Annotated in this window: 21 protein-coding genes; 10 read left to right on the forward strand and 11 right to left on the reverse strand. The window is 61.1% G+C overall.

Features of this window, described 5'->3' with window-relative positions; translation table 11 throughout:
* The first annotated feature begins 1 nt into the window (after position 1).
* The 3 genes from ftsA to lpxC all read left to right on the forward strand — a co-directional run bounded on the left by ftsA (position 2) and on the right by lpxC (position 3,569).
* Complete coding sequence (ftsA, locus tag E4O98_RS10025) at positions 2-1,264, forward strand: cell division protein FtsA (RefSeq protein ID WP_003188682.1); 1,263 nt, start codon at positions 2-4, stop codon at positions 1,262-1,264.
* A 75-nt stretch (positions 1,265-1,339) separates the two neighbouring features.
* On the forward strand, positions 1,340-2,545 hold the full coding sequence (gene ftsZ / locus E4O98_RS10030; protein WP_005784951.1) for a cell division protein FtsZ: 1,206 nt from the start codon (positions 1,340-1,342) through the stop codon (positions 2,543-2,545).
* Between the two features lie 112 nt (positions 2,546-2,657).
* Entirely contained in the window at positions 2,658-3,569 is a 912-nt protein-coding gene (gene lpxC, locus E4O98_RS10035; RefSeq protein WP_003171886.1) for a UDP-3-O-acyl-N-acetylglucosamine deacetylase, read from the forward strand.
* Between the two features lie 67 nt (positions 3,570-3,636).
* Here lpxC and E4O98_RS10040 read toward each other — a convergent pair whose 3' ends face one another.
* The 6 genes from E4O98_RS10040 to E4O98_RS10065 form a co-directional block, all read right to left on the reverse strand.
* Positions 3,637-5,121, reverse strand: a complete 1,485-nt coding sequence (locus E4O98_RS10040) for a diguanylate cyclase (protein WP_032877720.1) — start codon at positions 5,119-5,121, stop codon at positions 3,637-3,639.
* 105 nt (positions 5,122-5,226) lie between these two features.
* Positions 5,227-6,549, reverse strand: coding sequence for an OprD family porin (locus E4O98_RS10045; RefSeq protein ID WP_248134868.1), 1,323 nt, complete (start codon positions 6,547-6,549; stop codon positions 5,227-5,229).
* A 382-nt stretch (positions 6,550-6,931) separates the two neighbouring features.
* Positions 6,932-8,296, reverse strand: a complete 1,365-nt coding sequence (locus E4O98_RS10050; RefSeq protein WP_148853472.1) for a heavy metal sensor histidine kinase — start codon at positions 8,294-8,296, stop codon at positions 6,932-6,934.
* Positions 8,286-8,963 (reverse strand): heavy metal response regulator transcription factor, encoded by a 678-nt coding sequence (locus tag E4O98_RS10055; RefSeq protein ID WP_005784958.1) that lies wholly within the window; start codon positions 8,961-8,963, stop codon positions 8,286-8,288. Before E4O98_RS10055 ends, E4O98_RS10050 begins: the two co-directional genes overlap by 11 nt.
* A 7-nt stretch (positions 8,964-8,970) precedes the next feature.
* The gene (locus tag E4O98_RS10060; protein ID WP_248128061.1) at positions 8,971-12,066 is read right to left on the reverse strand and encodes a multidrug efflux RND transporter permease subunit; all 3,096 of its coding nucleotides are present in this window, start codon (positions 12,064-12,066) and stop codon (positions 8,971-8,973) included.
* The gene (locus E4O98_RS10065; RefSeq protein ID WP_103734613.1) at positions 12,063-13,229 is read right to left on the reverse strand and encodes an efflux RND transporter periplasmic adaptor subunit; all 1,167 of its coding nucleotides are present in this window, start codon (positions 13,227-13,229) and stop codon (positions 12,063-12,065) included. Before E4O98_RS10065 ends, E4O98_RS10060 begins: the two co-directional genes overlap by 4 nt.
* A 193-nt stretch (positions 13,230-13,422) precedes the next feature.
* Between E4O98_RS10065 and E4O98_RS10070 the strand changes: the two genes are divergently transcribed.
* Positions 13,423-13,656 carry a hypothetical protein gene (locus E4O98_RS10070; RefSeq protein WP_005784964.1) on the forward strand — a complete coding sequence of 78 codons (234 nt, stop codon included), beginning with the start codon at positions 13,423-13,425 and terminating at the stop codon, positions 13,654-13,656.
* A gap of 162 nt (positions 13,657-13,818) precedes the next feature.
* Positions 13,819-14,601, forward strand: coding sequence for a transporter substrate-binding domain-containing protein (locus E4O98_RS10075; RefSeq protein ID WP_248134870.1), 783 nt, complete (start codon positions 13,819-13,821; stop codon positions 14,599-14,601).
* 51 nt (positions 14,602-14,652) lie between these two features.
* Here E4O98_RS10075 and E4O98_RS10080 read toward each other — a convergent pair whose 3' ends face one another.
* From E4O98_RS10080 to E4O98_RS10095, 4 genes are all read right to left on the reverse strand, one after another.
* Positions 14,653-15,396, reverse strand: a complete 744-nt coding sequence (locus tag E4O98_RS10080) for a YkgJ family cysteine cluster protein (protein ID WP_103734610.1) — start codon at positions 15,394-15,396, stop codon at positions 14,653-14,655.
* 108 nt (positions 15,397-15,504) lie between these two features.
* The gene (locus E4O98_RS10085) at positions 15,505-15,987 is read right to left on the reverse strand and encodes a GNAT family N-acetyltransferase (protein ID WP_032877712.1); all 483 of its coding nucleotides are present in this window, start codon (positions 15,985-15,987) and stop codon (positions 15,505-15,507) included.
* Positions 15,988-15,990: 3 nt separating this feature from the next.
* Positions 15,991-16,893, reverse strand: a complete 903-nt coding sequence (locus tag E4O98_RS10090) for a chemotaxis protein (RefSeq protein WP_005784972.1) — start codon at positions 16,891-16,893, stop codon at positions 15,991-15,993.
* 198 nt (positions 16,894-17,091) lie between these two features.
* Positions 17,092-18,066 carry a D-glycerate dehydrogenase gene (locus tag E4O98_RS10095; RefSeq protein ID WP_228309358.1) on the reverse strand — a complete coding sequence of 325 codons (975 nt, stop codon included), beginning with the start codon at positions 18,064-18,066 and terminating at the stop codon, positions 17,092-17,094.
* A 211-nt stretch (positions 18,067-18,277) separates the two neighbouring features.
* On the opposite strand from E4O98_RS10095, the gene E4O98_RS10100 reads away from it, so the two are divergent.
* A complete protein-coding gene (locus E4O98_RS10100) occupies positions 18,278-18,670 on the forward strand; it encodes a hypothetical protein (RefSeq protein ID WP_103734608.1) in 393 nt (130 codons plus the stop codon).
* 56 nt (positions 18,671-18,726) lie between these two features.
* On the opposite strand, the gene E4O98_RS10105 is transcribed toward E4O98_RS10100, so the two are convergent.
* Positions 18,727-19,695 (reverse strand): LysR family transcriptional regulator, encoded by a 969-nt coding sequence (locus E4O98_RS10105; RefSeq protein ID WP_032877708.1) that lies wholly within the window; start codon positions 19,693-19,695, stop codon positions 18,727-18,729.
* 181 nt (positions 19,696-19,876) lie between these two features.
* Between E4O98_RS10105 and E4O98_RS10110 the strand changes: the two genes are divergently transcribed.
* Genes E4O98_RS10110 through E4O98_RS10125 form a run of 4 tightly spaced genes read left to right on the forward strand, consistent with a single transcriptional unit; the run spans position 19,877 to position 24,637 of the window.
* Positions 19,877-21,388 (forward strand): efflux transporter outer membrane subunit, encoded by a 1,512-nt coding sequence (locus tag E4O98_RS10110; RefSeq protein WP_248134872.1) that lies wholly within the window; start codon positions 19,877-19,879, stop codon positions 21,386-21,388.
* A 10-nt stretch (positions 21,389-21,398) separates the two neighbouring features.
* On the forward strand, positions 21,399-23,576 hold the full coding sequence (locus E4O98_RS10115; protein WP_248134874.1) for an FUSC family protein: 2,178 nt from the start codon (positions 21,399-21,401) through the stop codon (positions 23,574-23,576).
* Complete coding sequence (locus E4O98_RS10120) at positions 23,566-23,766, forward strand: DUF1656 domain-containing protein (RefSeq protein WP_005784982.1); 201 nt, start codon at positions 23,566-23,568, stop codon at positions 23,764-23,766. The genes E4O98_RS10115 and E4O98_RS10120 overlap by 11 nt, the downstream gene beginning before the upstream one ends.
* Before the next feature lie 10 nt (positions 23,767-23,776).
* Positions 23,777-24,637 (forward strand): HlyD family secretion protein, encoded by an 861-nt coding sequence (locus tag E4O98_RS10125; RefSeq protein WP_032877703.1) that lies wholly within the window; start codon positions 23,777-23,779, stop codon positions 24,635-24,637.
* The last annotated feature ends 140 nt before the right edge of the window (positions 24,638-24,777 follow it).

The raw sequence follows: 24,777 nt of genomic DNA on the forward strand, positions 1-24,777 counted from the left end.
CATGGCAAACGTGCAAAGCGGCAAAATGATCGTCGGTCTCGATATCGGCACCTCCAAGGTGGTGGCGCTGGTGGGCGAGGTTGGGGAAGACGGCGCGATCGAAATCGTCGGTATTGGCACGCATCCGTCCCGGGGCCTGAAGAAGGGCGTGGTGGTGAACATCGAGTCCACCGTGCAATCGATCCAGCGCGCCATCGAAGAAGCGCAGCTGATGGCCGGTTGCCGGATTCACTCGGCGTTCGTCGGCGTGGCCGGCAACCATATCCGCAGCCTGAATTCCCATGGCATCGTGGCGATCCGCGACCGTGAAGTCAGCTCGGCCGACCTTGAGCGCGTCCTCGACGCCGCCCAGGCCGTGGCGATCCCGGCTGACCAGCGCGTGCTGCACACCCTGCCGCAGGACTACGTGATCGATAACCAGGAAGGCGTGCGCGAGCCCCTGGGCATGTCGGGCGTACGTCTGGAAGCCAAGGTCCACGTGGTGACCTGCGCCGTCAACGCCGCACAGAACATTGAAAAATGCGTGCGCCGTTGCGGCCTGGAAATCGACGACATCATTCTCGAGCAGTTGGCTTCGGCCTACTCGGTACTCACCGACGACGAAAAAGAGCTGGGCGTGTGCCTGGTGGACATCGGCGGCGGCACCACCGACATCGCGATCTTCACCGAGGGTGCGATCCGTCACACCGCGGTGATCCCGATTGCCGGCGACCAGGTCACCAACGACATCGCCATGGCGTTGCGTACACCGACCCAGTACGCCGAAGAAATCAAGATCCGCTACGCCTGCGCCCTGGCCAAACTGGCCGGTGCCGGCGAGACCATCAAGGTGCCAAGCGTGGGCGACCGTCCACCGCGCGAACTGTCGCGCCAGGCTCTGGCCGAAGTGGTCGAGCCGCGCTACGACGAACTGTTCACCCTGATCCAGGCCGAACTGCGTCGCAGCGGCTACGAAGATTTGATCCCGGCCGGCATCGTGCTGACCGGTGGCACCTCGAAAATGGAAGGCGCGGTCGAACTGGCCGAAGAGATCTTCCACATGCCTGTGCGCCTGGGCGTGCCCCATGGCGTGAAAGGCCTGGGCGACGTCGTGCGCAACCCGATTTATTCCACCGGTGTGGGCTTGCTGTTGTACGGGCTGCAAAAGCAGACCGATGGCATTTCGTTGTCGGGCCCGAGCATCCGCGACAGCTACCGCAGTGACGACGAAGCCAAAGCGCCGTTGTTCGAGCGGTTGCAGGCTTGGGTCAAAGGCAATTTCTAAAGATTTACCGCGACACCGCAGCACCCGCAGTAAGCAGTAGGCGAAAAAACTAGAGAAAACGAAAGGAGAGGGAACATGTTTGAACTCGTAGACAACATCCCCGCTAGCCCGGTTATCAAAGTAATCGGTGTCGGCGGTGGCGGCGGCAACGCTGTCAACCACATGGTCAAGAGCAACATTGAAGGCGTTGAATTCATCTGCGCCAACACTGATGCCCAGGCGCTGAAAAGCATCGGCGCGCGGACCATCCTGCAATTGGGCACAGCGGTGACCAAGGGCCTCGGCGCTGGCGCCAATCCGGAAGTCGGCCGTCAAGCCGCTCTGGAAGACCGCGAGCGTATTGCCGAAGTGCTGCAAGGCACCAACATGGTGTTCATCACCACCGGCATGGGCGGCGGTACCGGTACCGGTGCTGCTCCGATCATTGCCGAAGTGGCCAAGGAAATGGGGATTCTGACCGTCGCTGTCGTGACGCGTCCGTTCCCGTTCGAAGGCCGCAAGCGCATGCAGATCGCCGACGAAGGTATCCGTCTGCTGTCTGAAAGCGTCGACTCGTTGATCACCATCCCCAACGAGAAACTGCTGACCATCCTGGGCAAGGACGCAAGCCTGCTGTCTGCGTTCGCCAAGGCTGACGATGTACTGGCCGGTGCCGTTCGCGGTATCTCCGACATCATCAAGCGTCCGGGCATGATCAACGTCGACTTTGCCGACGTTCGTACCGTCATGAGCGAAATGGGCATGGCGATGATGGGCACTGGCTGCGCCAGCGGTCCTAACCGTGCACGCGAAGCGACCGAAGCGGCCATCCGCAACCCGTTGCTCGAAGACGTGAACCTGCAAGGTGCACGCGGCATCCTGGTGAACATCACCGCAGGTCCCGACCTGTCCCTGGGTGAGTACTCCGACGTGGGTAGCATCATCGAAGCCTTCGCGTCCGAGCACGCCATGGTCAAGGTGGGTACCGTTATCGATCCGGACATGCGTGATGAACTGCATGTAACCGTGGTTGCGACCGGCCTGGGTGCGAAAATCGAGAAGCCTGTAAAGGTCATCGACAACACCCTGCACAACAGCCAGGTCAGCCAGGCTAATCAGGCAGCGGCCGCTGCAGCACCTGCTCGCCAGGAACTGCCGTCGGTGAACTACCGTGATCTGGACCGTCCGACCGTGATGCGCAACCAGGCCCAGGCCGGTGCTGCTGCATCCCGTAGCCTGAATCCGCAAGATGATCTGGACTACCTGGACATCCCGGCATTCCTGCGTCGTCAGGCCGATTAATGGAATGTATCAGGGCTATGAAGGTGATTGGTGTTCAGCAAAGGTCTGGTCTGTTATTATCGCCAGCCTTTGTTGATACCAGTTCGCAATTTGCGCTGAAGCGGTCCAAGCCATGATTAAACAACGCACCCTGAAGAATATTATCCGTGCCACAGGTGTAGGTCTGCACTCCGGGGAGAAGGTATACCTGACCCTCAAGCCCGCACCTGTCGACACCGGCATCGTGTTTGTTCGTGCCGACCTGGACCCTGTGGTGCAGATTCCTGCTCGCGCGGAAAACGTTGGCGAAACCACGATGTCGACCACTCTGGTCAACGGTGACGTCAAAGTGGACACGGTGGAGCACTTGCTCTCGGCCATGGCTGGCCTGGGCATCGATAACGCCTACGTCGAGCTCTCCGCGTCCGAAGTCCCGATCATGGATGGCAGCGCTGGACCCTTCGTATTCTTGATTCAATCTGCCGGCCTGGAAGAACAGGACGCAGCCAAGAAGTTCATTCGCATTCTGCGGGAAGTGACAGTAGAAGACGGCGACAAGCGCGCCACCTTCGTCCCGTTCGAAGGCTTTAAAGTGAGCTTTGAGATCGATTTCGATCACCCGGTATTCCGTGACCGCACCCAAAGTGCAAGCGTGGATTTTTCCAGCACTTCGTTCGTAAAAGAAGTCAGCCGCGCCCGTACCTTTGGTTTCATGAGTGACATCGAGTACCTGCGCAAGCACAACCTCGCACTCGGCGGCAGCGTTGAAAACGCCATTGTGGTCGACGCGGATGGTGTACTGAACGAAGACGGCCTTCGCTACGAAGACGAATTCGTGAAGCACAAGATCCTCGATGCAATCGGTGACCTCTACCTGCTGGGCAATAGCCTGATAGGCGAGTTCAAAGGCTTCAAGTCGGGCCACGCCCTTAACAACCAGCTGCTGCGCAAGTTGATTGAGCAGACAGACGCTTGGGAAGTCGTGACCTTCGAAGATGCCAGCACCGCACCGATCTCTTACATGCGTCCCGTTGCGGCGGTGTAAGTAACAACTCTCTTTCTTTAGTTTTTAAAGGCTGCCTGCGGGTGGCCTTTTTTTATGGCGCGCCGTTTTATATGGGATGGGTTGCCGCATCCACAATGCGGTTACGCCCACTGTGCTTGGCCTCATACAACGCTTGGTCAGCCTTGAGCAGCAAGTCCTCAAGGGTGATACGGCTGTGCTTGTGCCAGGTACTCATGCCGATGCTCACCGTGATCGGCTGATCATCCCCGGCCACCTGCGGCAAATGCTGAACGCTCTGGCGGATACGCTCGGCGATCACCCAGGCGCCCTTGGCGTCGGTATGGGGCAGCACCGCGGCGAACTCTTCACCGCCATAACGCGCGGCCAGGTCGGCCGGGCGACGGATAGTGCTGTTGATTACCTGCGCGACTGCCCGCAACGCATCATCCCCACCCTGATGGCCGTGGCGGTCGTTGAAGGCCTTGAAGTGGTCCACGTCGATCATCAGCACAGTCAGCGGCTCGGTTGAGCGCTGCGCACGGTCCCATTCCATACGCAAACGCTCGTCCAGAGTACGACGGTTGGCCAGGCCGGTGAGGGCGTCGGTGGCTGCCAGTTCTGACAGCACTTGCTCAGCACGATGGCGACGGCGCAATTCCATGCACAGCGCCCAGGTCAGCCACAACAGACCCACGCATAACACCCCCGTCGCAAGGCTGACCAGCCACGCTGCGCGCCGCCAGGGCGCGAACACTTCATCACTGGAAAGGGCCACCGCAACGATCAATGGCAAATTGCCCACATTGGAGAAACTGTAAAGGCGTGCCTGATGGTCGACACTGGAGATGCTTTGGAAACTGCCGTCCCGTTCACGCAGCATACGTGCGACGTTGGGGCGTTGGCTCAGGTCCTTATTGATGATATCCGCTTCCAGCAAAGGCTCTTGCGCCAGCAGGATGCCTTGGTGGTTGAGCAGGTTGATCGTGCTGTTGCTGCCGATATTCAGGCTGGTGAACAGCTGGTGGAAGTACGACAGGCGCATGGACGCGACGGCGACTCCCAGGAAGCGCCCGTCCGGTGACGAAACGCGGCGGCTGAACGCGATGCGCCATTGGTCATCGCACACACAGCGGGCCATGAACGGACGGCTGATGTACAACCCCACGTCCGGATTCTGGCGGTGAACCTGAAAATAGTCCCGATCAGCGAAGTTGCCGGGCTTGATCGTGAGCAGTGACGAGTCGGCAATCACCTCGCCGGTGGGATCCAGCAACAGGACATCGCCCTTGTATGGCGCGGCGGCGGAGCGGTCGAACAGCACCAACTGACGGATACTCGCGGATACATCCTGCAGGTCAGTACGTTCGGTAGCGGTGATCAAACCCTTGAGGCCCACATCGTAGAGTTCGACATTGCGCAACACGTCGGCGTCGATCAATTGGGTGATGGTATTGGCGGTGCGCTTGGCCGTCTGCAAGGTATTGGCGTGTTCACGAATCAGCAGCGCCGTGACGACTCCCACGATCAGCAACACTGTCAGCGTGCTGCCCAGAATAAGCAGGCGCTCAGGGCGGGTAAGGCTTGGGCTCATCGGACGCACTTCTGCTTTGAGGATGCCAATAGCTTAGTAGCAACTCTGGAATAGGTCGCAGAACCCAAATGTGGGAGCAATCCCCCTCCCACATTTGGAACGTTGTCAGAAGATGTTGATGGGGTAATCCACAATCACACGGTACTCATCCACATCCCGATCCACTGCCGAGTAGCCATTGCTTCCTCGATTAGTCGCCCATTGCAGGCGCACGGCCAGGTCCTTGGCCTTGCCACCCTGCACCACATATTTCACGTCGATATCCCGTTCCCAATGCTTGGCGTCCTTGCCGTCGGCGCTGTACCAACTGCTGTAGCCACGACTGTTGGGGTCGACCTTGGTCAGGTCGGTCTTGCCGCTGATGTAGGACACGGCAGACGTCAGCCCCGGCACGCCGAGGCCGGCGAAGTCGTAGGCGTACTTGAGCTTCCAGGAGCGCTCGTTGGGGCCGTTGAAGTCCGAGTACTGCTGGGAGTTGTCCAGGTACACGCTGTCGCCCTGGGTGATGTAGTCGAACGGCGTGTTGCCGTTGACCCGCTGATAGGTGGCCGTGACGCTGTGGTTGCCCACGCCTACAGTGAAATGCAGGCTGTAGGTGTTGTTGTCGATATCACCCAGCAGCGATTGGCCGGTGTCCTGGGTGTGGTAGTAGTGCAGGCCCGGGGTCAGGCTGACCAGATCATTGAGGGCGTAGGTATATTCGAGGTCGTAGTAGTACTGGTGCCATACGTCCTTGAGTTCGGAGGCGTACAGGTTGCTGGTCAACCCGGCAATGCCGCTGAACGACACGCCGGCCCAGTCCAGGTGCTGGCTGTCGGCATTGGCCGGCAATCCACCGTAGCTGGTGCCGATGCGCCGATGGCCGCTCTGGTTGTAGAGCTTGGTAAAGCTGGCCTGGCCGCCTTCGATCATCCAGCCGTCAAAGCTGTGGTTGGTCAGGCTTACACCCCGGAACGTCTGCGGCAACATGCGCGTCATGCCGCCGGCGATCACCGGGTTGTTGAGGAACAGGTCGCCGGCTTTCAGTTCGGTATCGAAGGCACGCATTTTCAAGGTGCCGCCGGCGGTGGAAAACGAACCCGGTGCCTTGCCGTTGCCGCTGCCGTAGGGAAGGATGCTGGAGCCATCAGTGCCGCCGCCGCCGTCGAGCTTCAGGCCGAGCATGGCGTTGACGTCCAGGCCAAAGCCGACGGTGCCCTGGGTGTAGCCGGACTCGAAGGTGCCGATAAAGCCCTGGCCCCATTCCTTGCTGTCATCGATATGGATGTCACGACGGTCGCGGTTCATGTAGTAGTTGCGGGTGTTGACCGTGAGGTGTGAACCCTCGACGAAGCCTTCGTCGGGCGGGGCGTCCGCCGCGTGGGCAAGGGGGATGATCGTTGCTGCGATTGCGAGGAATAACGGGGTGAACGTCAGCGAGTTCTTCACCGGTGGAGCTCCTTTGGTCAATCATGAACGGCCAGTGTCGTGGGGTGTGCCCGGCCTTTTTTCACGGCAAAAAAAAGCCGCTGAAGTCAGCGGCTTTAAGACAGATTCCCAGTGTAGAGCCCTGGAAATAAGTCGAGGGAAATTCGGGTAAGCGGGTCAGCTGCCTTTGCCGTCGCGCTCATCGATGCGTCAAAGTAACGCAGGCGAGCGGTGCGATACAGAGTGTAACAAGATAATAACTATTGCCCAAATCGCAACAGTGTGGGCGATAGGATCTTCTGTGGGAGCTGGCTTGCCTGCGATGCAGACACCTCGGTATGCCAGGCGCACCGGGGTGATGCTATCGCAGGCAAGCCAGCTCCCACATTTTTGACCGAGTTGTTTAGACCGGAAGGGTGATACCAAAGGTATTGCCACCGCCTTCGCTGCGCACAAACACATCCCCGCCATGCATCAACGCAATCGCCTTGACGATCGCCAGCCCCAGCCCGTGATTGGCCCCGCTGTTGCTGCGTGATGCATCCACCCGGTAGAAACGTTCGAACAGGCGTGGCAAGTGTTCGCTGGCGATCGCCTCGCCCGGGTTGGTCACGCCAATCGCTACCTGTTGCCCCTGCACCTGGATGTGCACGTTGATAACCTGTCCGGGCGCGGTATGTTGCACGGCATTGCTCAGCAGGTTGATCAGCGCACGCCGCAGGTGGGCCTTTTCGATATGCACCCGGGCATCACCGTGCACCCGCACCCGCACCTGAGCGTCTTCGAGGATGAAGTCCAGGTAATCGAGGGTGGTGGCCACTTCATCGGCCAGGGAGCATTCGATCAGCTTGGTGGCTTTGCTGCCCTGGTCGGCGCTGGCGAGGAACAGCATGTCGTTGATGATCGAGCGCAGCCGTTCCAGCTCTTCCAGGTTCGATTGCAACACCTCGAAATAGTGCTCGGCCGAACGCCCGCGTGTCAGTGCGACTTGGGTCTGGCCGATCAGGTTGGTCAGCGGCGAGCGCAGTTCATGGGCCACGTCGGCGTTGAACGATTCCAGGCGCGAGTAGGCTTGTTCCACGCGGTCGAGAGTGGCATTGAACGAATTGACGAACAGGCTCAACTCCGGCGGCAGCGGTGACAATTGCAAGCGCCCCGAGAGTTTGGGCGGGGCGAGTTTGCGCGCTTCGTCGGAGAGCTTTTCCAGTGGCTTCAAGCCGATGCGCGCAACCCAGAAACCCAGCAGCGCGGCCATGACCACACCCACCATTGCCAGGCTGATCAACGCCACCAGCAAATGATGCTGGGTGGCGCGGAAGTTTTCGGTGTCGATGGCGATCATAAAGCGCAACGCCGGGCGCTGGTCCTTGGCCGCAAACTGGCTGACCAGCACCTTGAACGGATAAGCGTGGCCGGGCAGGCGCAGGTCGCGCTTGCCCGTCGGGCCCTGTGCAAAGGCGCGGATTTGCGCGTCCGGCTCGCCATATTCATAGCTCGGGTCGCTGCTGACCACCCAGAATCGAATGCGCTTGTCCTCTTCCCCCAGCAGCTTGAGCTTGGACTTTATCTTGACCCAATGCTCCGGCGTGCCGAAGCGGTTCACCGACGATTCCAGCACGCTGTAGCGCGCATCCAGTTCGGCGCCCGGCAACAACCCCAGGCCGCGATCCACCTGCTGGTACAGCGCGCCGCCGATCAACACGAAGATCAGCAGCGCCACCAGGGTAAACATGCCGCTCAGGCGCAGGGCGATGGAGTTAGCCGACACTGCGGTTCTCCAGCACATAGCCCATGCCACGAATGGTGTGCAGCAGCTTGTGTTCGAACGGCCCGTCGAGCTTGGCGCGCAGGCGCTTGATCGCCACTTCCACCACGTTGGCATCGCTGTCGAAATTGATGTCCCAGACCATCTCGGCAATCGCGGTCTTGGACAGGATTTCTCCCTGGCGACGCGCCAACACGCTGAGCAGCGAGAACTCCTTGGCGGTCAGGTCCAGGCGTACACCGTTGCGACTGGCCTTGCGGCTGATCAAGTCGATCCACAGGTCGGCGACGGTTACCTGCACCGGCTCATGGCCGCCGCTGCGGCGGGTCAGGGCTTGCAGGCGCGCCACCAGCTCAAGAAACGAAAACGGCTTGCCCAGGTAATCATCGGCGCCCTCACGCAGGCCGCGAATGCGGTCCTCCACGCGCTCGCGGGCGGTGAGCATGATCACCGGCGTCTGCTTGCGGGCGCGCAACGCCCGCAATACGCCAAAGCCGTCCAGGCCGGGGAGCATCACGTCGAGCACGATCACCGCGTACTCATTCTCCAGCGCCAGGTGCAGGCCCTCGACGCCTTCGCGTGCCACATCGACGGTGTAGCCTTGCTCTGTCAGGCCACGGTGCAGGTAGTCTGCGGTTTTCTCTTCATCTTCAATAATCAGGACGCGCATGACCGCCTCAGTGTGTGGTCGCCAGCGCCAGCGCTGGTTTGGGCCTGTGGAAAGTCCGTTCAAGGTACAAGTATATGACCGGAGTCGTGAACAGCGTCAGCGCCTGGCTCACCAGCAAGCCTCCCACCACCGCAATGCCCAGCGGTTGACGCAGTTCCGCCCCCGGGCCCGAGCCCAGCATCAAGGGCACCGCGCCGAGCAGGGCGGCGAGGGTGGTCATGATGATCGGTCGGAACCGCGTGACGCAGGCTTCATAAATTGCATCCTCCGGCGTCAGCCCGCGCATGCGCTGGGCCTCCAGTGCAAAGTCGATCATCAAAATGCCGTTTTTCTTGACGATGCCGATCAGCAACACCAGGCCGATCAAGGCCATGATCGAAAAGTCCTGGCCCAGCAGCCACAGCATGATCAGCGCCCCCAGGCCCGCCGAGGGCAAGGTAGAAATGATCGTCAGTGGGTGCACGAAACTCTCGTACAGCACACCCAGGATGATGTACACCGCCACCAGCGCTGCGAGGATCAGCCACGGTTGGCTGGCCAGCGAACTCTGGAACGCCTGGGCCGCGCCCTGGAAGTTGCCGATGAGGGTGCTCGGCATACCGATGTCGCTCTTGGCCTGGTCGAGCATGATCACCGCGTCGCCCAGGGCCACGCCGGGCGCCAGGTTGAACGACAGGTTGGCGGCGGGGAACATGCCGTCATGGCTGATGGACAATGGCCCCACGCTGGGCGGCTCGACCCTGGCCAGTGCCGACAGCGGCACCATTTCGTTGGTCAGCGGCGAGCGCAGGTAAAAGTAGTTGAGGCTTTCGGCCTTGCCGCGTTGCTGGCTGTCCAGTTCGAGTATCACCTGGTACTGGTTGATCTCGGTCTGAAACTCGTTGATCTGGCGCTGGCCGAAGGCGTCGTACAGCGCCTGGTCGACATCGGTGGCGGTCAGGCCGAAGCGGGCCGCGGCCTGGCGGTCGATGTTGATGTGGGTAATGCTGCCGCCCAGTTGCAGGTCGTTGGACAGGTCACGAAACGCCGGGTTGCTGCGCAGTTTCTCGGTGAGGCGTTGGGTCCAGGTGTTGAGCGTCGGGCCGTCGTTGCTCTTGAGCACGTATTGGTACTGGGCGCGGCTGGGGCCGGAGCTCAAGTTGATGTCCTGGCCGGCGCGCAGGTACAGCACGATACCGGGCACCTTCGCCAGTTGCGGGCGCAGGCGGTCGATGAACTGGCTGGCGGACACGTCGCGATCACCGCGATCTTTCAAGGCAATCCAGAAGCGCCCGTTGGCGATGGTCTGGTTGCTGCCGGTGACGCCCACCGAGTGGGAAAACGCCTGCACCGCCGGGTCGGCCTTGACGATGTCCGCCAGGGCCTTGTGCTTGGCGACCATGTCTTTGTAGGACACATCGGCCGCCGCCTCGCTGGTGCCAAGCACGAAACCGGTGTCCTGCACCGGGAAGAAACCCTTGGGGATAAACACATAACCGACCACGGCCAGGGCCAGGGTCACCACGAAGATCGCCGCCATGCTGCGTTGGTGCGCCAGTGCCCGGCGCAGATTGCGTGCGTAGCCGGCCAGCAGGCGCTCGCTGAAGGAGGGTTTGGCGTGGGCAGGATGGCTCGGTGCGCGCATGAACAAGGCGGCCAGGGTAGGCGCCAATGTCAGCGAAACCACCACCGAAATCAGGATGGTCGAAGTGGCCGTCAGCGCGAATTCCTTGAACAACCGCCCGACCACACCGCCCATGAACAGCAGCGGAATAAACGCCGCCACCAGCGAGAAGCTGATGGACACCACGGTAAAGCCGATTTCGCCGGCCCCCTTGATCGCCGCTTCGCGCTGGCCCAGGCCGGCCTCCAGGTGCCGATGGATGTTCTCCACCACCACAATCGCATCGTCCACCACGAAGCCCACGGCGATCACGATAGCGACCAGGGTCAGGTTGTTCAGGCTGAACCCCATCACGTACATCAGGGCAAAACTGGCCACCAGCGATACACCCAGCACGGCCGAAACAATCAGTGTCGCCGAGAGCTGGCGCAAAAACAGCGCCATCACCGCCACCACCAGCAGGATGGCGATCAGCAGGGTCATTTCCACTTCATGCAGGGAGGCGCGGATGGTCTTGGTGCGGTCGGTCAATACGCTGACCTGCACCGAGGCCGGCAACATGCCTTGCAGGCGCGGCAGTTCGGCCTGGATGCGGTCGACGGTTTCGACGATGTTGGCGCCGGGCTGACGCGAAATCACCAGGTTGACCCCTGGCGTATCGCCGGACCAGGCTTGCACGTAGGCGTTTTCCGAACCATTGATGACGTTGGCGATATCGCGCAGTTGAACCGGTGCGCCGTCTTTGTAGGAAACGATTAACTGGCCGTAGTCTTCGGGGTGAAACAGCTGGTCGTTGGTCGACAGAGTCGAGACGCTGTTCTCGCCATAGATCGCGCCCTTGGCCAAGTTGAGGCTCGACTGCTGAATGGCCAGGCGTATGTCGGCGAGGGTCAGCCCGATGGCCGCGAGTTTGTCGGGGGAGGCCTGCACGCGAATCGCCGGGCGTTGCTGGCCGGTAATGTTGATCTGGCCGACGCCGTCGATCTGGCTGATCTGGCGCGCCAGCAGGGTTTCCACATAATCACTCAGCTCGGTGCTGGGCATGCTGCCTGAACTGACGCTGAGGATCAGTACCGGGCTGTCCGCCGGGTTGACCTTTCTCCAGGTCGGCAAGTTCGGCATATCGCTGGGCAGCTTGCCGGAGGCGGTGTTGATCGCGGCCTGGACTTCCTGGGCGGCGGTGTCGATGCTTTTTTCCAGAGTGAACTGCAACGTCAAAAGGCTTGAGCCCAAGGCGCTGCTGGAGGTCATCTGGGTCACGCCGGGGATGGCACTGAATTGCACTTCCAGGGGCGTGGCCACTGATGAGGCCATGGTGTCCGGGCTGGCACCGGGCAGTTGCGCGGTGACCTGGATCGTCGGAAATTCCGCTTCCGGCAACGGGGCGATGGACAGGCGTGGGAAGGCGATGACCCCCAGCAGTACCAAGGCAAACGTCAACAACAGGGTGGCGACCGGGTGATCAACGCACCAGGCCGAGGGCGAACGGCTGCCGCTCATGGTTGCACCGTGGCGTCAGCGGTCTGGATCACCTGTGGTGGCTCCTTGAGTACTTCCACCTGGGCGCCGGCCTTGAGCCGCGACTGACCGTCGCTGACCAGCACGTCCCCAGCCTGCACGCCTTTGATGATGTTGATCTCGCTGTCCTGATAGGCAACCTGTACCGGCACCACTTCTGCTTTATCACCGTTCACCCGGTACACGAAGTGCGAGTCCAGCCCACGCTGTACTACGGTCGGTGGCACCACTAGAACATGCTTGTCGAGGGCCGTCTGGATCTTGATGGTCACCAGTTGCCCCGGCCACAGCTTTTGCGATGGGTTGTTGAACTCGGCCTTGGCCCGCAGGGTGCCGGTGGTGGAGCTGATCTGGTTGTCGATCAGGCTCAGGTGGCCTTCGCCGAGCAGGTGGCCGGTGTCGCCGTCGGTATCGGCGCCCAGGTAGGCGTCGACGCTGGCCGGGGTTGGCGCCGCGATCAGACCCTGCAGGGTCGGCAGCATCTGCTGCGGCAGGGAGAACTCAACGGCGATCGGGTCGAGCTGGGTGACGGAGAACAACCCCTGGGTGTCGCTCATGCGCAGGAAATTACCTTCATCCACACTGCGAATGCCCACGCGACCACTGACGGGGGAGCGAATCTGGGTGTAGGAAAGTTGTACCTGAGCAGCATCAATCGCAGCCTGATTGCCTTGCACGGTGGCCCTGAGCTGGTTCACCAATGCCTGCTGCTGGTCATAGGTCTGCTTTGATACGCCGTCGTCAATGCTCAGTGCCTTGTAGCGCTTGAGGTTGACCAGTGCCACTTGCAACTGCGCCTGGCTTTCACCAAGTTGCGCCTTGGCCTGGTCGAGGCTGGCGCGGATCGAGCGGTCATCGAGGGTCGCCAGCAGGTCACCGGCCTTCACCGACTGACCTTCTTTGACCAGCAATCGGGTGAGGATGCCGTCGATCTGCGGACGAATCACCACATTGTGCAACGACAGCACCGAGCCGATGCCGCTGACAAACCGCGGAACATCCTGTTGCGTCACGCTCACCACCCGCACGGGAATGGCGGTAGGCGCCGCCAGCCGTGCTTTGACCGGCCGGGTCAATGCCCAGGCTGCGACAGCCAGTATCAGGAGGGCACCCACTATCAGGGCCATGTTTCGTTTGATCTGCATAGGAGGACGCCGGCGCAAACTGCACGTTGGAGTTTGGAAAGCTGCTTTATAGCGCTGTTTCACCGTCAGCACGGTGACGGCAAACTGACAGCCGTGACAGTTAGGCTGTGTGAGCCTGTCGCTTGAAGTTACTGCTGGCAGCCTCGGCCCCGTATACTCGCGTTTTTACACCTATAGCTGTGCCGGAGCCCCTATGACTTCCCCCACCCAACCCCCTGTTGAAGCGGCCGACCTCGTTGATTCGGCCACCGCCGACAGTGCTGAAAAAGCCGAGATCCCGGCGTTCAAGTTCCCCTTCAAGCCGGGTGAGCTGGCAGGCGCCAAAAACGCCAGCCAGCCCTGGTACAAAGGCGGCGCCAAGAACGGCCATACCAAGACCCCAGGCATGGCACCCCCAGGCACGCGCCGTTCGATGGGTAAACGTTAAGGCTAAATCGAAGCTCGCGTTATAGGCTGTTGCCTACGTCGCCTGTCGATATTTCTACTTGTAGGTCCGCGGTCGATTCTTGAAAGCTTGCACAGCGTTTGCTTCGTCCCGATGACGCTCCATCGGGACGAGTGAGTAAGCTTTCCGGAAAAGGACGTTCCCGTGGCCCTGATACACCTCTGTGCAGTGCTTGCCTTCTTGCTCTCGACGACTGCCGTTGCGGGCGATGTTCAACCGCGGCGCGAGATTCGTTTCGCCGTGGCCGCGCATTTCCCCCCCTTTCAGAGCCGCAACCCGCAAGGGCAATTGGTGGGGCTGAACATCGAACTGGGCAATGCCTTGTGCGAACAACTCAACGTGCGCTGTATCTGGGTTGACCAAGTCGTCATGGAAAATTTTCCGGCCCTCGAAGCCCGGCAGTTCGACGCGATCATGGGTATGGCGCCGACATGTCGGCGCCGACAACGGGTGAGTTTTACCGATGACCTCTACCCGATCACCACCCGCCTGGTGGGTCGTAAAGGCTCAGGCTTGCTCCCTGGCCGGCGCTCGCTCAAGGGCAAGCGCGTGGGGGTGTTGGTCAGGAGTAATCGTGAAACCTTTGCGCTCTCGCAGTGGGCACCGGCGGGGGTGATCATCAGAAGTTTCTGGCTCAACGATCAACTGATTCAGAGCCTGGTGTCGGGTGATATCGATGCGACCTTGCAAGGTGCCGTGGAGATCCGTGAGGCGCTGCTCGACACCGCCGACGGCCTGGACTTCGGTTTCCTGGGGCCTGTGGTGTCATCGGGCTTGTTGGGCAACAGCGTGGCTATCGCGGTACGCAAACCTGATACCGCGCTGCGCAATGAGCTGAACCATGCGCTTGAACAGCTGATGCAAAACGGCGAATACCAACGCATCCTCCAGCCCTATGGTCTGGATGTAGCGCCTGCCACTCCATGATCGAGATAGATCTCAATGCGGGAGCAGACTCAGTCAAATCCCCGTCGGCGGTCAGGCAGCCCGCAACGAGATAAACGCATAGTTGGCCGGCACTTCGGTGGCAATCTGCGCCCCGGCGTCCAGCAGTTGTTCGGCGATGTCCATACCGGATACATGGAACACCCATTCATTGGCCATGCTCGGCTGGACCACTGCCTGCTCGACAGCTTGGGCAAACGCCTGCATATCCGGCAGGTAGGCGGTAAAGCCGTCGCCCTTGAGCGCTGTGGTACGAATGCCGAGCAACGCACACACCGCTTCCTTGGTTTGTACATCATCACGGTCGGCCTGGCGCGAGCGGCCGATCAGTTCAGCCAGTTCCTTGTCCATTAACTCGCCACCGACGATCAAAGCCGGGCCCTGTTCCCAGGATTCTGGCGGGCAATCCTTGGCACTCGGGTTCAGCGGGATATGCGGGTTGATCTCCATCGGGTAGATCCGGCACACCAGTGGGCGTCGTTCATAGATACGGCAAAGGTTGTCTTCGTCAAGATTCCGGCAGCGTCCGGCGTTATAGGCGGCAAAGGTGATTGCCACAAACGCCTCGGTAGTGCCGCTGGGCACCATCACCGATCGGCGCTCGGCGTGTTCACGTTGTTGCAGGGGCAGGCCCAGGCCGTTGCCGAGGAAACCCTCGACCAGGACGATGACGTTACCGCCGTCCGCCGCCCAGCTACGGGCTTCTGCGAGGGTCAGGGGGACGTGATGGTCGCTGCAGCATTTGCCGCAACCTACGCAAGAAAACTGAGTGTTCATGGCGGATCTGTCACCAGGCTAGGTCAGAGGGCACGCTTGAGGGGTGACGGGTTTTTTACCTCTATCGACCGCTCGGCACTCTGGAAGCAAGTTATGCGCCAGGGGTTGTCAGCCCTTGGGCACAGTGTCGCGCAGGACAAATCTCATATCGGCACTTTCATACAGTTGCCGGGCACGCAGGTTGCTTTCCAGCACCTTGAGGTCGACATAAGGTTCGCCGCGCTGCTTGAACACCTGAAAGCTGTGCAGCAACAAGGCGCGCCCCAGCCCCTGGCCCTGGGCGCAAGGATGTATCGCAAGGTTCTTGATGAAGGCGCTGGTCCAGCACTGGGCGACACCGAGAATGCCGTCGGCGTTAATGGCGACCAGGCACAACGTCGGGTCGCACTCGGCATCGGTCACGAACTGTCGGCGCCATTCATCCAGGCTGGCGACACGGCCTCCGCCCTGGTCTTGAGTCATGCGCAACACGGCATGGATCGCCGGGGCCAATTCATCCCGGTAATGATCCAGCCGCGTATTCGCTGGCCACTGCGGGGCGGGCAGGCTGCCCGTGAGGTCGCGACGCAGCAGCTGGAAATACTCGGCCACTGCTTACAGGCCCTTTTGTGCCACGGTTTGCGCGGCGATGACCAGGTACTTGGTCAGCTCCGGGGAGGAGAACTTGGTGAGCACCGCATCGGCACCGGCCAGGCGGGCTTTCTCGCTGTTCATCGCGCTGTCCAGGGAAGTGTGCAACAGCACGTATAGGTCCTTGAAATCCGGGGTTTCGCGCAGGGTGCGGGTAAGGGCGTAGCCGTCCATCTCGGACATCTCGATATCCGACACCACCACATTGATCTGCTCGCCCGTGCCTTGCAGTTCCAGCAACACATCGATGGCTTCCTTGGCGCTGCGCGCGGTGTGGCAGGTCAGGCCAAGGTTACGCAGGGTGTGTACCGACTGCTGCAAGGCCACTTGGCTGTCGTCCACCACCAGGATGCGGGCGTTGCCGAGCACTTCGGCTTCTTCCATGGTCAGGTCGGTCGGCGCCGTTTCAATCGGTGCCGGGGCGATGCCGTGGATGACTTTCTCGATATCCAGCACCTGTACCAGGCCACCTTCCACTTGGGTTACCCCAGTGATAAATGCACGGTTGCCCCCGGAGCCGTAGGGTGGCGGGCGGATGTCGGTGGTCAGGCAATGCACGATCTTGCTCACTGCCTGCACATGCAAACCCTGCTTGGAACGGCTGACGTCGGTGACGATCAGGCAGCCGCCGTCCGGGTCTTGCAAGGGCATTTCACCGAGGGCGCGGCTCAAGTCGATCACCGACAGCGAGGTGCCGCGCAAGGTGGCAATGCCTTTGACGTGCGGGTGGGACTCCGGCAGCTTGGTCAGCGGCGGGCAGGGAATGATTTCACTGACTTTCAACAGGTTGATGGCCATCAGCTTGCCGCTGCGCAGGGTAAAGAGCAGAAGCGAAAGTGAGTCTGCGCGGGCTTTGGTGGTGGACATAAAAACCTTCTGTGGATCAGGGATGACGATCATCTATGGAAGGTTATCGACTCGGCTGGCCTGGGCTTTAACCGGATTTTGTGTCGGGCACTGCTAATGTGGGAGGGGGCTTGCTCCCGATATCGGCGTGTCAGTCAGCAGATGTACAACTGATCCACCGCCATCGGGAGCAAGCCCCCTCCCACATTGGGTTATGTATCAGCCCTTCCAGACCTGCGGGTTCACCAGGTCCTGCGGGCGCTGGCCCAGCAGTGCGCTGCGCAGGTTATCCAAAGCACGATTGGCCATGGCTTCGCGGGTTTCACCGGTGGCCGAACCGACGTGCGGCAGGGTCACGGCATTGCTCAACTGGAACAGCGGCGATTCGGCCAGCGGTTCCTTTTCATACACATCCAGCCCGGCACCGCGAATTTTCTGGGTTTGCAGGGCTTCGACCAGCGCCGGTTCATCCACCACCGGCCCACGGGAAATATTGATCAGGATCGCGCTGGACTTCATCAGGCCTAATTCGCGCGTGCTGATCAGGTGACGGGTCTTGTCGCTCAATGGCACCACCAGGCAGACAAAATCCGCCTCGGCCAGCAACTGGTCCAGGCTACGGAACTGCGCGCCCAGTTCTTGCTCCAGCGCGGTCTTGCGGCTGTTGCCGCTGTACAGGATCGGCATGTTGAAACCCAGGCGCCCACGCCGGGCCACGGCCGCGCCGATATTGCCCAGGCCGACGATGCCCAGGGTCTTGCCGTGTACATCGCAGCCAAACAACGGCGCGCCGACGCTGGCTTTCCACTGACCGGCCTTGGTCCAGGCGTCCAGCTCGGCCACCCGGCGTGCGCTGCTCATCAGCAACGCAAAGGCCAGGTCGGCAGTGCTTTCGGTGAGTACATCAGGGGTGTTGGTCAGCATGATGCCGCGCTCGTTGAAGTACGGCACGTCGTAGTTGTCGTAGCCCACCGATACACTGGACACCACTTCAAGCTTGCTCGCGCCTTCAAGCTGTTCACGGCCCAGCTTGCGGCCCACGCCGATCAAGCCGTGGGCATGGGGCAGGGCGTCGTTGAACTGCGCGTTGATATCACCCAGTTTGGGGTTGGGCACGATCACCTCGAAATCCTGTTGCAGGCGTTCGATCATCGGTGGGGTGATGCGGCTGAAGGCCAGGACAGTCTTTTTCATGGCAGGCGGGCTCGTCGACTACGGAAGAATGCCAAGCACGCTAACATTCCCGATAAGAATTTTGCAGGGTTTTGATCGGTCCTGCTTCTCTTCCATTGGTTTTAATACCTGTCAACTGTGAAAACTACGAGCTGTTCGGCCAATACGTGAGCGCCTATTCTCGTTTTTCAAGGCAGGGGTTGATGCCTTTGTTAAACAGGAGATCACTCTTATGAATATCGACGATGAGATAAAGCGAATCAGGGATTTTTTAGCCGCTGGTAAAACACGCAACGAGCCTGACGAGGCTTTGCCGCAGGCTCCCACAATCGAATTGATCGTCAATGGCGAGTTGTTCGTCGACCATGTACCTGGGACGGGGCTGAAGGTTGGGGTGGATTACGACACTATGCTGGAGGGGCAGGAGTTCGTTTTATATTTGTTCAGCAATACGCCTTCGGATGGCGACTATAACGAGACCGTTCCAGTGATAGAGGTGAAACCTTACGTTGTTACCGTACCCAAGGAAAAGATTGAAAAGTTGCATAAAAACGAGCTTGGTCTTTGTCTTTACTTCATCGATGGCAAAGAAACCTCTGAGTGGACGACCTTCACCGTCAGATGATGCGTCCTATCAAGGCATACGGTGACCTGTTCAAAACCAGTCACCGCATGCCTGGCTCAATTACTCAAGCGAGCACCACCTAAACCACCGCTCAATTCATACGCCACCAGCTCCGCCTGGTGCGCCGCCAGAATTTCCGGCAACGAACCACGCAGGTACTCCACCCAGGTCTTGATCTTCGCATCCAGGTATTGGCGCGAAGGGTAGATGGCGTACAGGTTCAGTTCCTGGGAGCGGTAGGTCGGCATCACCCGCACCAGTGTGCCGTTGCGCAGCCCTTCGATGGCGGCATACACCGGCAGCAGGCCTACGCCCATGCCGCTGGTAATTGCGGTTTTCATCGCGTCGGCCGAGTTGACCAGGAACGGCGAGCTGTTGATCGCCACGCTTTCCTGACCTTCAGGCCCGTTGAAGGTCCATTTGTCCAGTTGGATCACCGGGCTGACCAGGCGCAGGCACGCATGGTTGAGCAAATCCTGCGGCCGCTGTGCACAGCCCTTGGCCTTGACGTATTCCGGGGAAGCACAGGCAATGCTGTAGGTGATGCCCAGGCGCTGGGACACGAAACCCGAGTCCGGCAGTTCACTGGCCAGCACGATGGACACGTCGTAGCCCTCGTCGAGCAGGTCCGGTACGCGGTTGGCCAGGGTCAGGTCGAAGGTCACGTCGGGGTGGGTGCGGCGGTAACGGGCAATCGCGTCGATGACGAAATGCTGGCCGATCCCGGTCATGGTGTGCACTTTCAACTGCCCGGCAGGGCGGGCGTGGGCGTCGCTGGCCTCGGCCTCGGCTTCTTCGACGTAGGCGAGGATCTGCTCGCAACGCAGCAAATAACGTTTACCGGCCTCGGTCAGCGCGATACGCCGGGTGGTGCGGTTGAGCAAGCGGGTTTGCAGGTGGGCCTCAAGGTTGGAGACCGCGCGCGAGACATTGGCCGTGGTGGTGTCCAGTTGCACGGCGGCGGCGGTGAAGCTGCCGGCTTCGGCCACGCAACTGAAAGCGCGCATGTTTTGCAAAGTGTCCATGGAGTGTTCTCAAGGGAGATGACAAATTGTGACAGAAAGTTACGCCGACCAGTGATCCCTACCAACGGATTATCGCCTGAACGGTAACAAAGATTCACAGGAATGCCAGCTTATCGTCCTCCATGCCGCCGCCTAGAATTGCGCCACCTCTTGCGCAACACCTCTCAGGAATTCGCTTGCCGTGCCGCGTCGCATCAGCAGAGAGCTGAAGACTCTCAGTGTTTGGGCCTTATCGTTAGCCATCAGCGGTTGCATCGGAACCGGAGGAATTGCCCCCCAAGGCCAGGCCCTCAACGCCAATACCCTGGCCACCGATGAAGCCATTCAAGACGCCTCCCAGGATGCCCATTGGCCCACCGCCCAATGGTGGCAAGCCTACGGCGACCCGCAGCTCAACCGTTGGGTCGAACTCGCCACCCAGAACAGTCCCAGCCTGGCCGTGGCCGCCGCACGCGTGCGGCAAGCGCGGGCGCTGGCCGGGGTTGCGGAGTCGGCCGAGTCGTTGCAGATCAACAGCGACACCACCCTCAAGCGCCACAACTGGCCGAAAGATCAGTTCTACGGCCCCGGCGAATTGAGCGGCGCCAACACCTGGGATAACAACTCGTCCCTGGGTCTGAGTTATGCCCTCGACCTGTGGGGGCGGGAAAGCAACAGCACCGAACGTGCGGTCGACCTGGCGCACATGAGCGCTGCCGAAGCACGTCAGGCCCAGCTCGAACTGCAGAACAACGTGGTGCGCGCCTATATCCAGTTGTCGTTGCATTACGCCGACCGCGATATCGCCGCGGCCACCCTGGCCCAGCAACAGCAGATTCTCGACCTGGCCAACAAACGCCTTAACGCCGGGATCGGCACCCACTTCGACGTCAGCCAGGCCGAAACCCCGCTGCCGGAAACCCATCGCCAACTGGATGCCCTGGACGAGGAAATCGCCCTGAGCCGTAACCAGTTGGCGGCGCTGGCCGGTAAAGGCCCGGGCGAGGGTGCGCAGTTGCAACGCCCGACCCTGGCCCTCGCCGCGCCATTGAAGTTGCCCTCAAGCCTGCCTGCGCAACTGCTCGGCCAACGCCCGGATGTGGTCGCCAGCCGCTGGCAGGTGGCGGCCCAGGCCCGTGGCATCGATGTGGCCCACGCCGGTTTCTACCCCAACGTCGACCTGGTCGGCAGCCTCGGCTACATGGCCACGGGCGGCGGTATGTTGGAGTTCCTGGCTGGCAAGAAATTCAACTACAACGTCGGTCCGGCGATCACCTTGCCGATCTTTGATGGCGGCCGCCTGCGTGCTCAATTGGGCGAAGCCAGTGCCGGCTATGACATCGCGGTCGCCCAGTACAACCAGACGCTGGTCAATGCGCTCAAGGGCATCAGCGACCAGTTGATCCGCCGCGAGTCCATGGACAAGCAGTCGGCTTTCGCCGCGCAGTCGGTTGCCTCGGCGCAGAAGACCTACGACATCGCCATGATCGCCTACCAGCGTGGCCTCACCGACTACCTCAATGTGCTCAACGCCCAGACCCTGCTGTTCCGTCAGCAACAGGTCGAGCAACAGGTGCAGGCGGCGCGCCTGAGTGCCCATGCCGAACTGGTAACGGCATTGGGCGGCGGCCTTGGTGCCGGCAACGATGTGCCCCTGGATACCAAGACCCTCCCGAGCAAGACCCCGGCGGCACTTGCCGTGTTCGACCACTGAGTAGGATTCGATGACTTCCTTGCCTGCACCGCTGCGCTGGTTGCATTCCCTTGAGTGGCGCCGTGGCTTTTTCGACTGGGCACGCAGCGACGGCGTGACCTGGGTGTATATCTTCAAGGTACTGGTCGCCGCGTTCCTCACGCTGTGGCTGGCGATGCGCCTGGAACTGCCGCAACCGCGCACCGCGATGATCACCGTGTTTATCGTGATGCAGCCCCAGAGCGGCCAAGTGTTCGCCAAGAGTTTCTACCGTTTCCTCGGTACCTTGGCGGGCTCGGCGGTGATGGTGCTGTTGATCGCCTTGTTTGCACAGAACACCGAACTGTTCCTCGGCGCGCTGGCGATCTGGGTGGGCATTTGTACCGCTGGCGCTACGCGCAACCGCAACTTCCGCGCCTATGGGTTTGTGCTTGCCGGCTACACCGCCGCGATGGTCGGCCTGCCGGCGCTGGCTCACCCGGACGGCGCCTTTATGGCAGCGGTGTGGCGGGTGCTGGAAATCTCTCTGGGGATTCTGTGCTCGACAGTGGTCAGCGCCGCCATCCTCCCGCAGACCTCCAGCGCCGCCATGCGCAACGCGCTGTACCAGCGCTTTGGCGTGTTCGCGCTGTTCGTCACCGACGGCCTGCGCGGGCGCAGCCAACGCGAAGGGTTCGAGGCCAGTAACGTGCGCTTTATCGCCGAAGCCGTGGGCCTGGAAGGGCTGCGCAGCGTCACCGTGTTCGAAGACCCGCACATGCGCCGACGCAACGGGCGGCTCAGTCGCCTCAACAGCGAATTCATGAGCATCACCACGCGCTTCAACGCCTTGCACCAGTTGCTTGAACGCTTGCGTGCCGATGAGGCCGATCATGTGGTCGCAGCGATCAAACCCGGCCTGCAAGACCTGGCCGAAGTGCTCGACAGCTTCTCCGGTCGCGCCCTCACCAGCCCGGATGCCGCGCGCCTGGTCAATCAACTGAGTGCCTACAAGGACGGCCTGCCTGCCAAGGTGCGCAGCCTGCGGGCGAGCTTCCAGGACGGTAACCCGACCGAAGCCGAGCAGTTGGACTTTCATACCGCCTACGAGCTGCTGTACCGCTTCGTCGACGACCTGCACAACTACGCGCAAACCCACGCGTCCCTGGCTGACCACCGCCATGCGCGGGAAGACTGGCACGAAGCCTATACGCCAAAAACCAACTGGCTGGCCTGCGCCGCCGCCGGGGTGCGGGCCTCGTTTATCCTGATCGTGCTGGGCAGTTACTGGGTAGCCACCGCCTGGCCCAGCGGCGCGACCATGACCTTGATCGCGGCGGCCACGGTGGGCCTCTCCGCCGCCACACCCAACCCCAAGCGCATGGCGTTCCAGATGGCCTGCGGCACCCTGATCGGCGCCTTGGTCGGCTTTGTCGAAATGTTCTTCGTGTTCCCCTGGATCGACGGCTTCCCGCTGCTGTGCGTGATGCTCGCACCGGTGATCATCTTCGGTGCTTTCCTTTCCTCCCGCCCGCAGTACGCCGGTGTCGGCGTGGGCCTGTTGATTTTCTTCAGCACCGGCTCGGTGCCGGACAACCTCACGGTCTACAACCCCTACACCTTTATCAACGACTACATCGCCATGGTCATCGGCATGTTGGTGTGCGCGGCGGCGGGGGCGATCATCCTGCCACCCAACAGCCGCTGGCTGTGGCGCCGCCTGGAGCAGGACCTGCGTGAGCAGGTGGTGTATGCGATCAGCGGCAAGCTCAAGGGCCTGGCGTCGAGTTTTGAAAGCCGTACCCGCGACCTGCTGCACCAGGCTTACGGCCTCGCGGCCGGCCAGCCGCAGGTGCAACGCGACCTGCTGCGCTGGATGTTCGTGGTGCTGGAGGTCGGCCACGCAATCATCGAGTTGCGCAAGGAGCAGGCGATCCTGCCGGTGCATCCGGCCTATGCCGAGTCCCAGCCGTGGCGCCAGGCAATCCGCGTGATGGGCCGTTCGCTGGTGCGGTTGTTCCTGCAACCCAGCGCCAGCAACCTGGAGCGCGGCTTGATCGCCGTCGACCATGCGATCAGCCGCGTGCAGGCCACCGACGAACCTTTCGCCCCGCACTTCGATACCTCGGCCCTGCGCCGGGTGAAGAGCTACCTGCACTTTATCCGCACCTCGCTGCTCGACCCGCAATCGCCACTGGCGGCCCTCAAAGGAGCCTCGAATGCCTCGTGAAATCGCATTTCATGGCATCTATATGCCGACCATGACCCTGATGTTCCTGATCGCCGCCGGGCTGGCCTGGGCGATTGATCGCTTTCTGGCCGGGTTCGACCTGTACCGGTTTTTCTGGCACCCGGCGCTGTTGCGCCTGAGCCTGTTCGCTTGCCTGTTCGGCGCCCTGGCGCTGAGCGTCTACCGTTGAGAATGCCCCGATGAAAAAGTTTTTCAGCCTGCTCGCGACCTTGCTGGTGCTGGCCCTCGCGATCTGGATTGGCCGCACGTTGTGGGTGCACTACATGCAAACGCCATGGACCCGCGACGGCCGCGTGCGCGCCGACATCATCAACGTCGCGGCTGACGTGACCGGCGAAGTGGTGGACGTGCCGGTACGCGATAACCAACTGGTGAAAAAAGGCGACCTGCTGATGCAGATCGACCCCGAGCACTACCGCATCGCCGTCAAGCAAGCTCAATCGCTGGTGGCCTCACGCAAGGCTACCTGGGAGATGCGCAAGCTCAACGCCCACCGCCGCGCTGACCTCGACGCCCTGGTAATCTCCAGGGAAAACCGCGACGACGCCAGTAATATCGCTGACTCGGCCCTGGCCGATTACCAGCACGCCCTGGCGCAACTGGAGGCCGCTGAACTCAACTTGAAACGTACCCGTGTGCTGGCGGCAGTGGATGGCTACGTCACCAACCTCAACGTGCATCGCGGCGACTATGCGCGTATCGGTGAAGCGAAGATGGCTGTGGTGGATATGAATTCGTTCTGGGTCTATGGCTTCTTTGAAGAAACCAAGCTGCCCCACGTCAACGTCGGGGATAAAGCCGATATGCAATTGATGAGTGGCGAGACACTCAAGGGTCACGTGGAAAGCATCTCCCGTGGCATCTACGACCGCGACAACCCCGAGAGCCGTGAGCTGATTGCCGATGTGAACCCGACGTTCAACTGGGTGAGGTTGGCGCAGCGTGTGCCGGTGCGGATTCACATTGATGAAGTGCCGGAGGGCGTGCTGTTGGCGGCCGGGATTACCTGCACTGTGATCGTCAACCCAACACAAAACTAAACTGTGGGAGGGGCATGAGTATCTACACAACTTTTCGGTATACCGCGGGCCCCTGTGGGAGGGGGCTTGCCCCCGATGGCGGCCTGACAGCCGACCAGGATGTTGGATCAGACCGAGTACATATCCATTCCTGCGGTAAC

It is taken from the genome of Pseudomonas sp. W2Jun17, from assembly GCF_023127795.1.
GTDB lineage: Bacteria > Pseudomonadota > Gammaproteobacteria > Pseudomonadales > Pseudomonadaceae > Aquipseudomonas > Aquipseudomonas synxantha_A.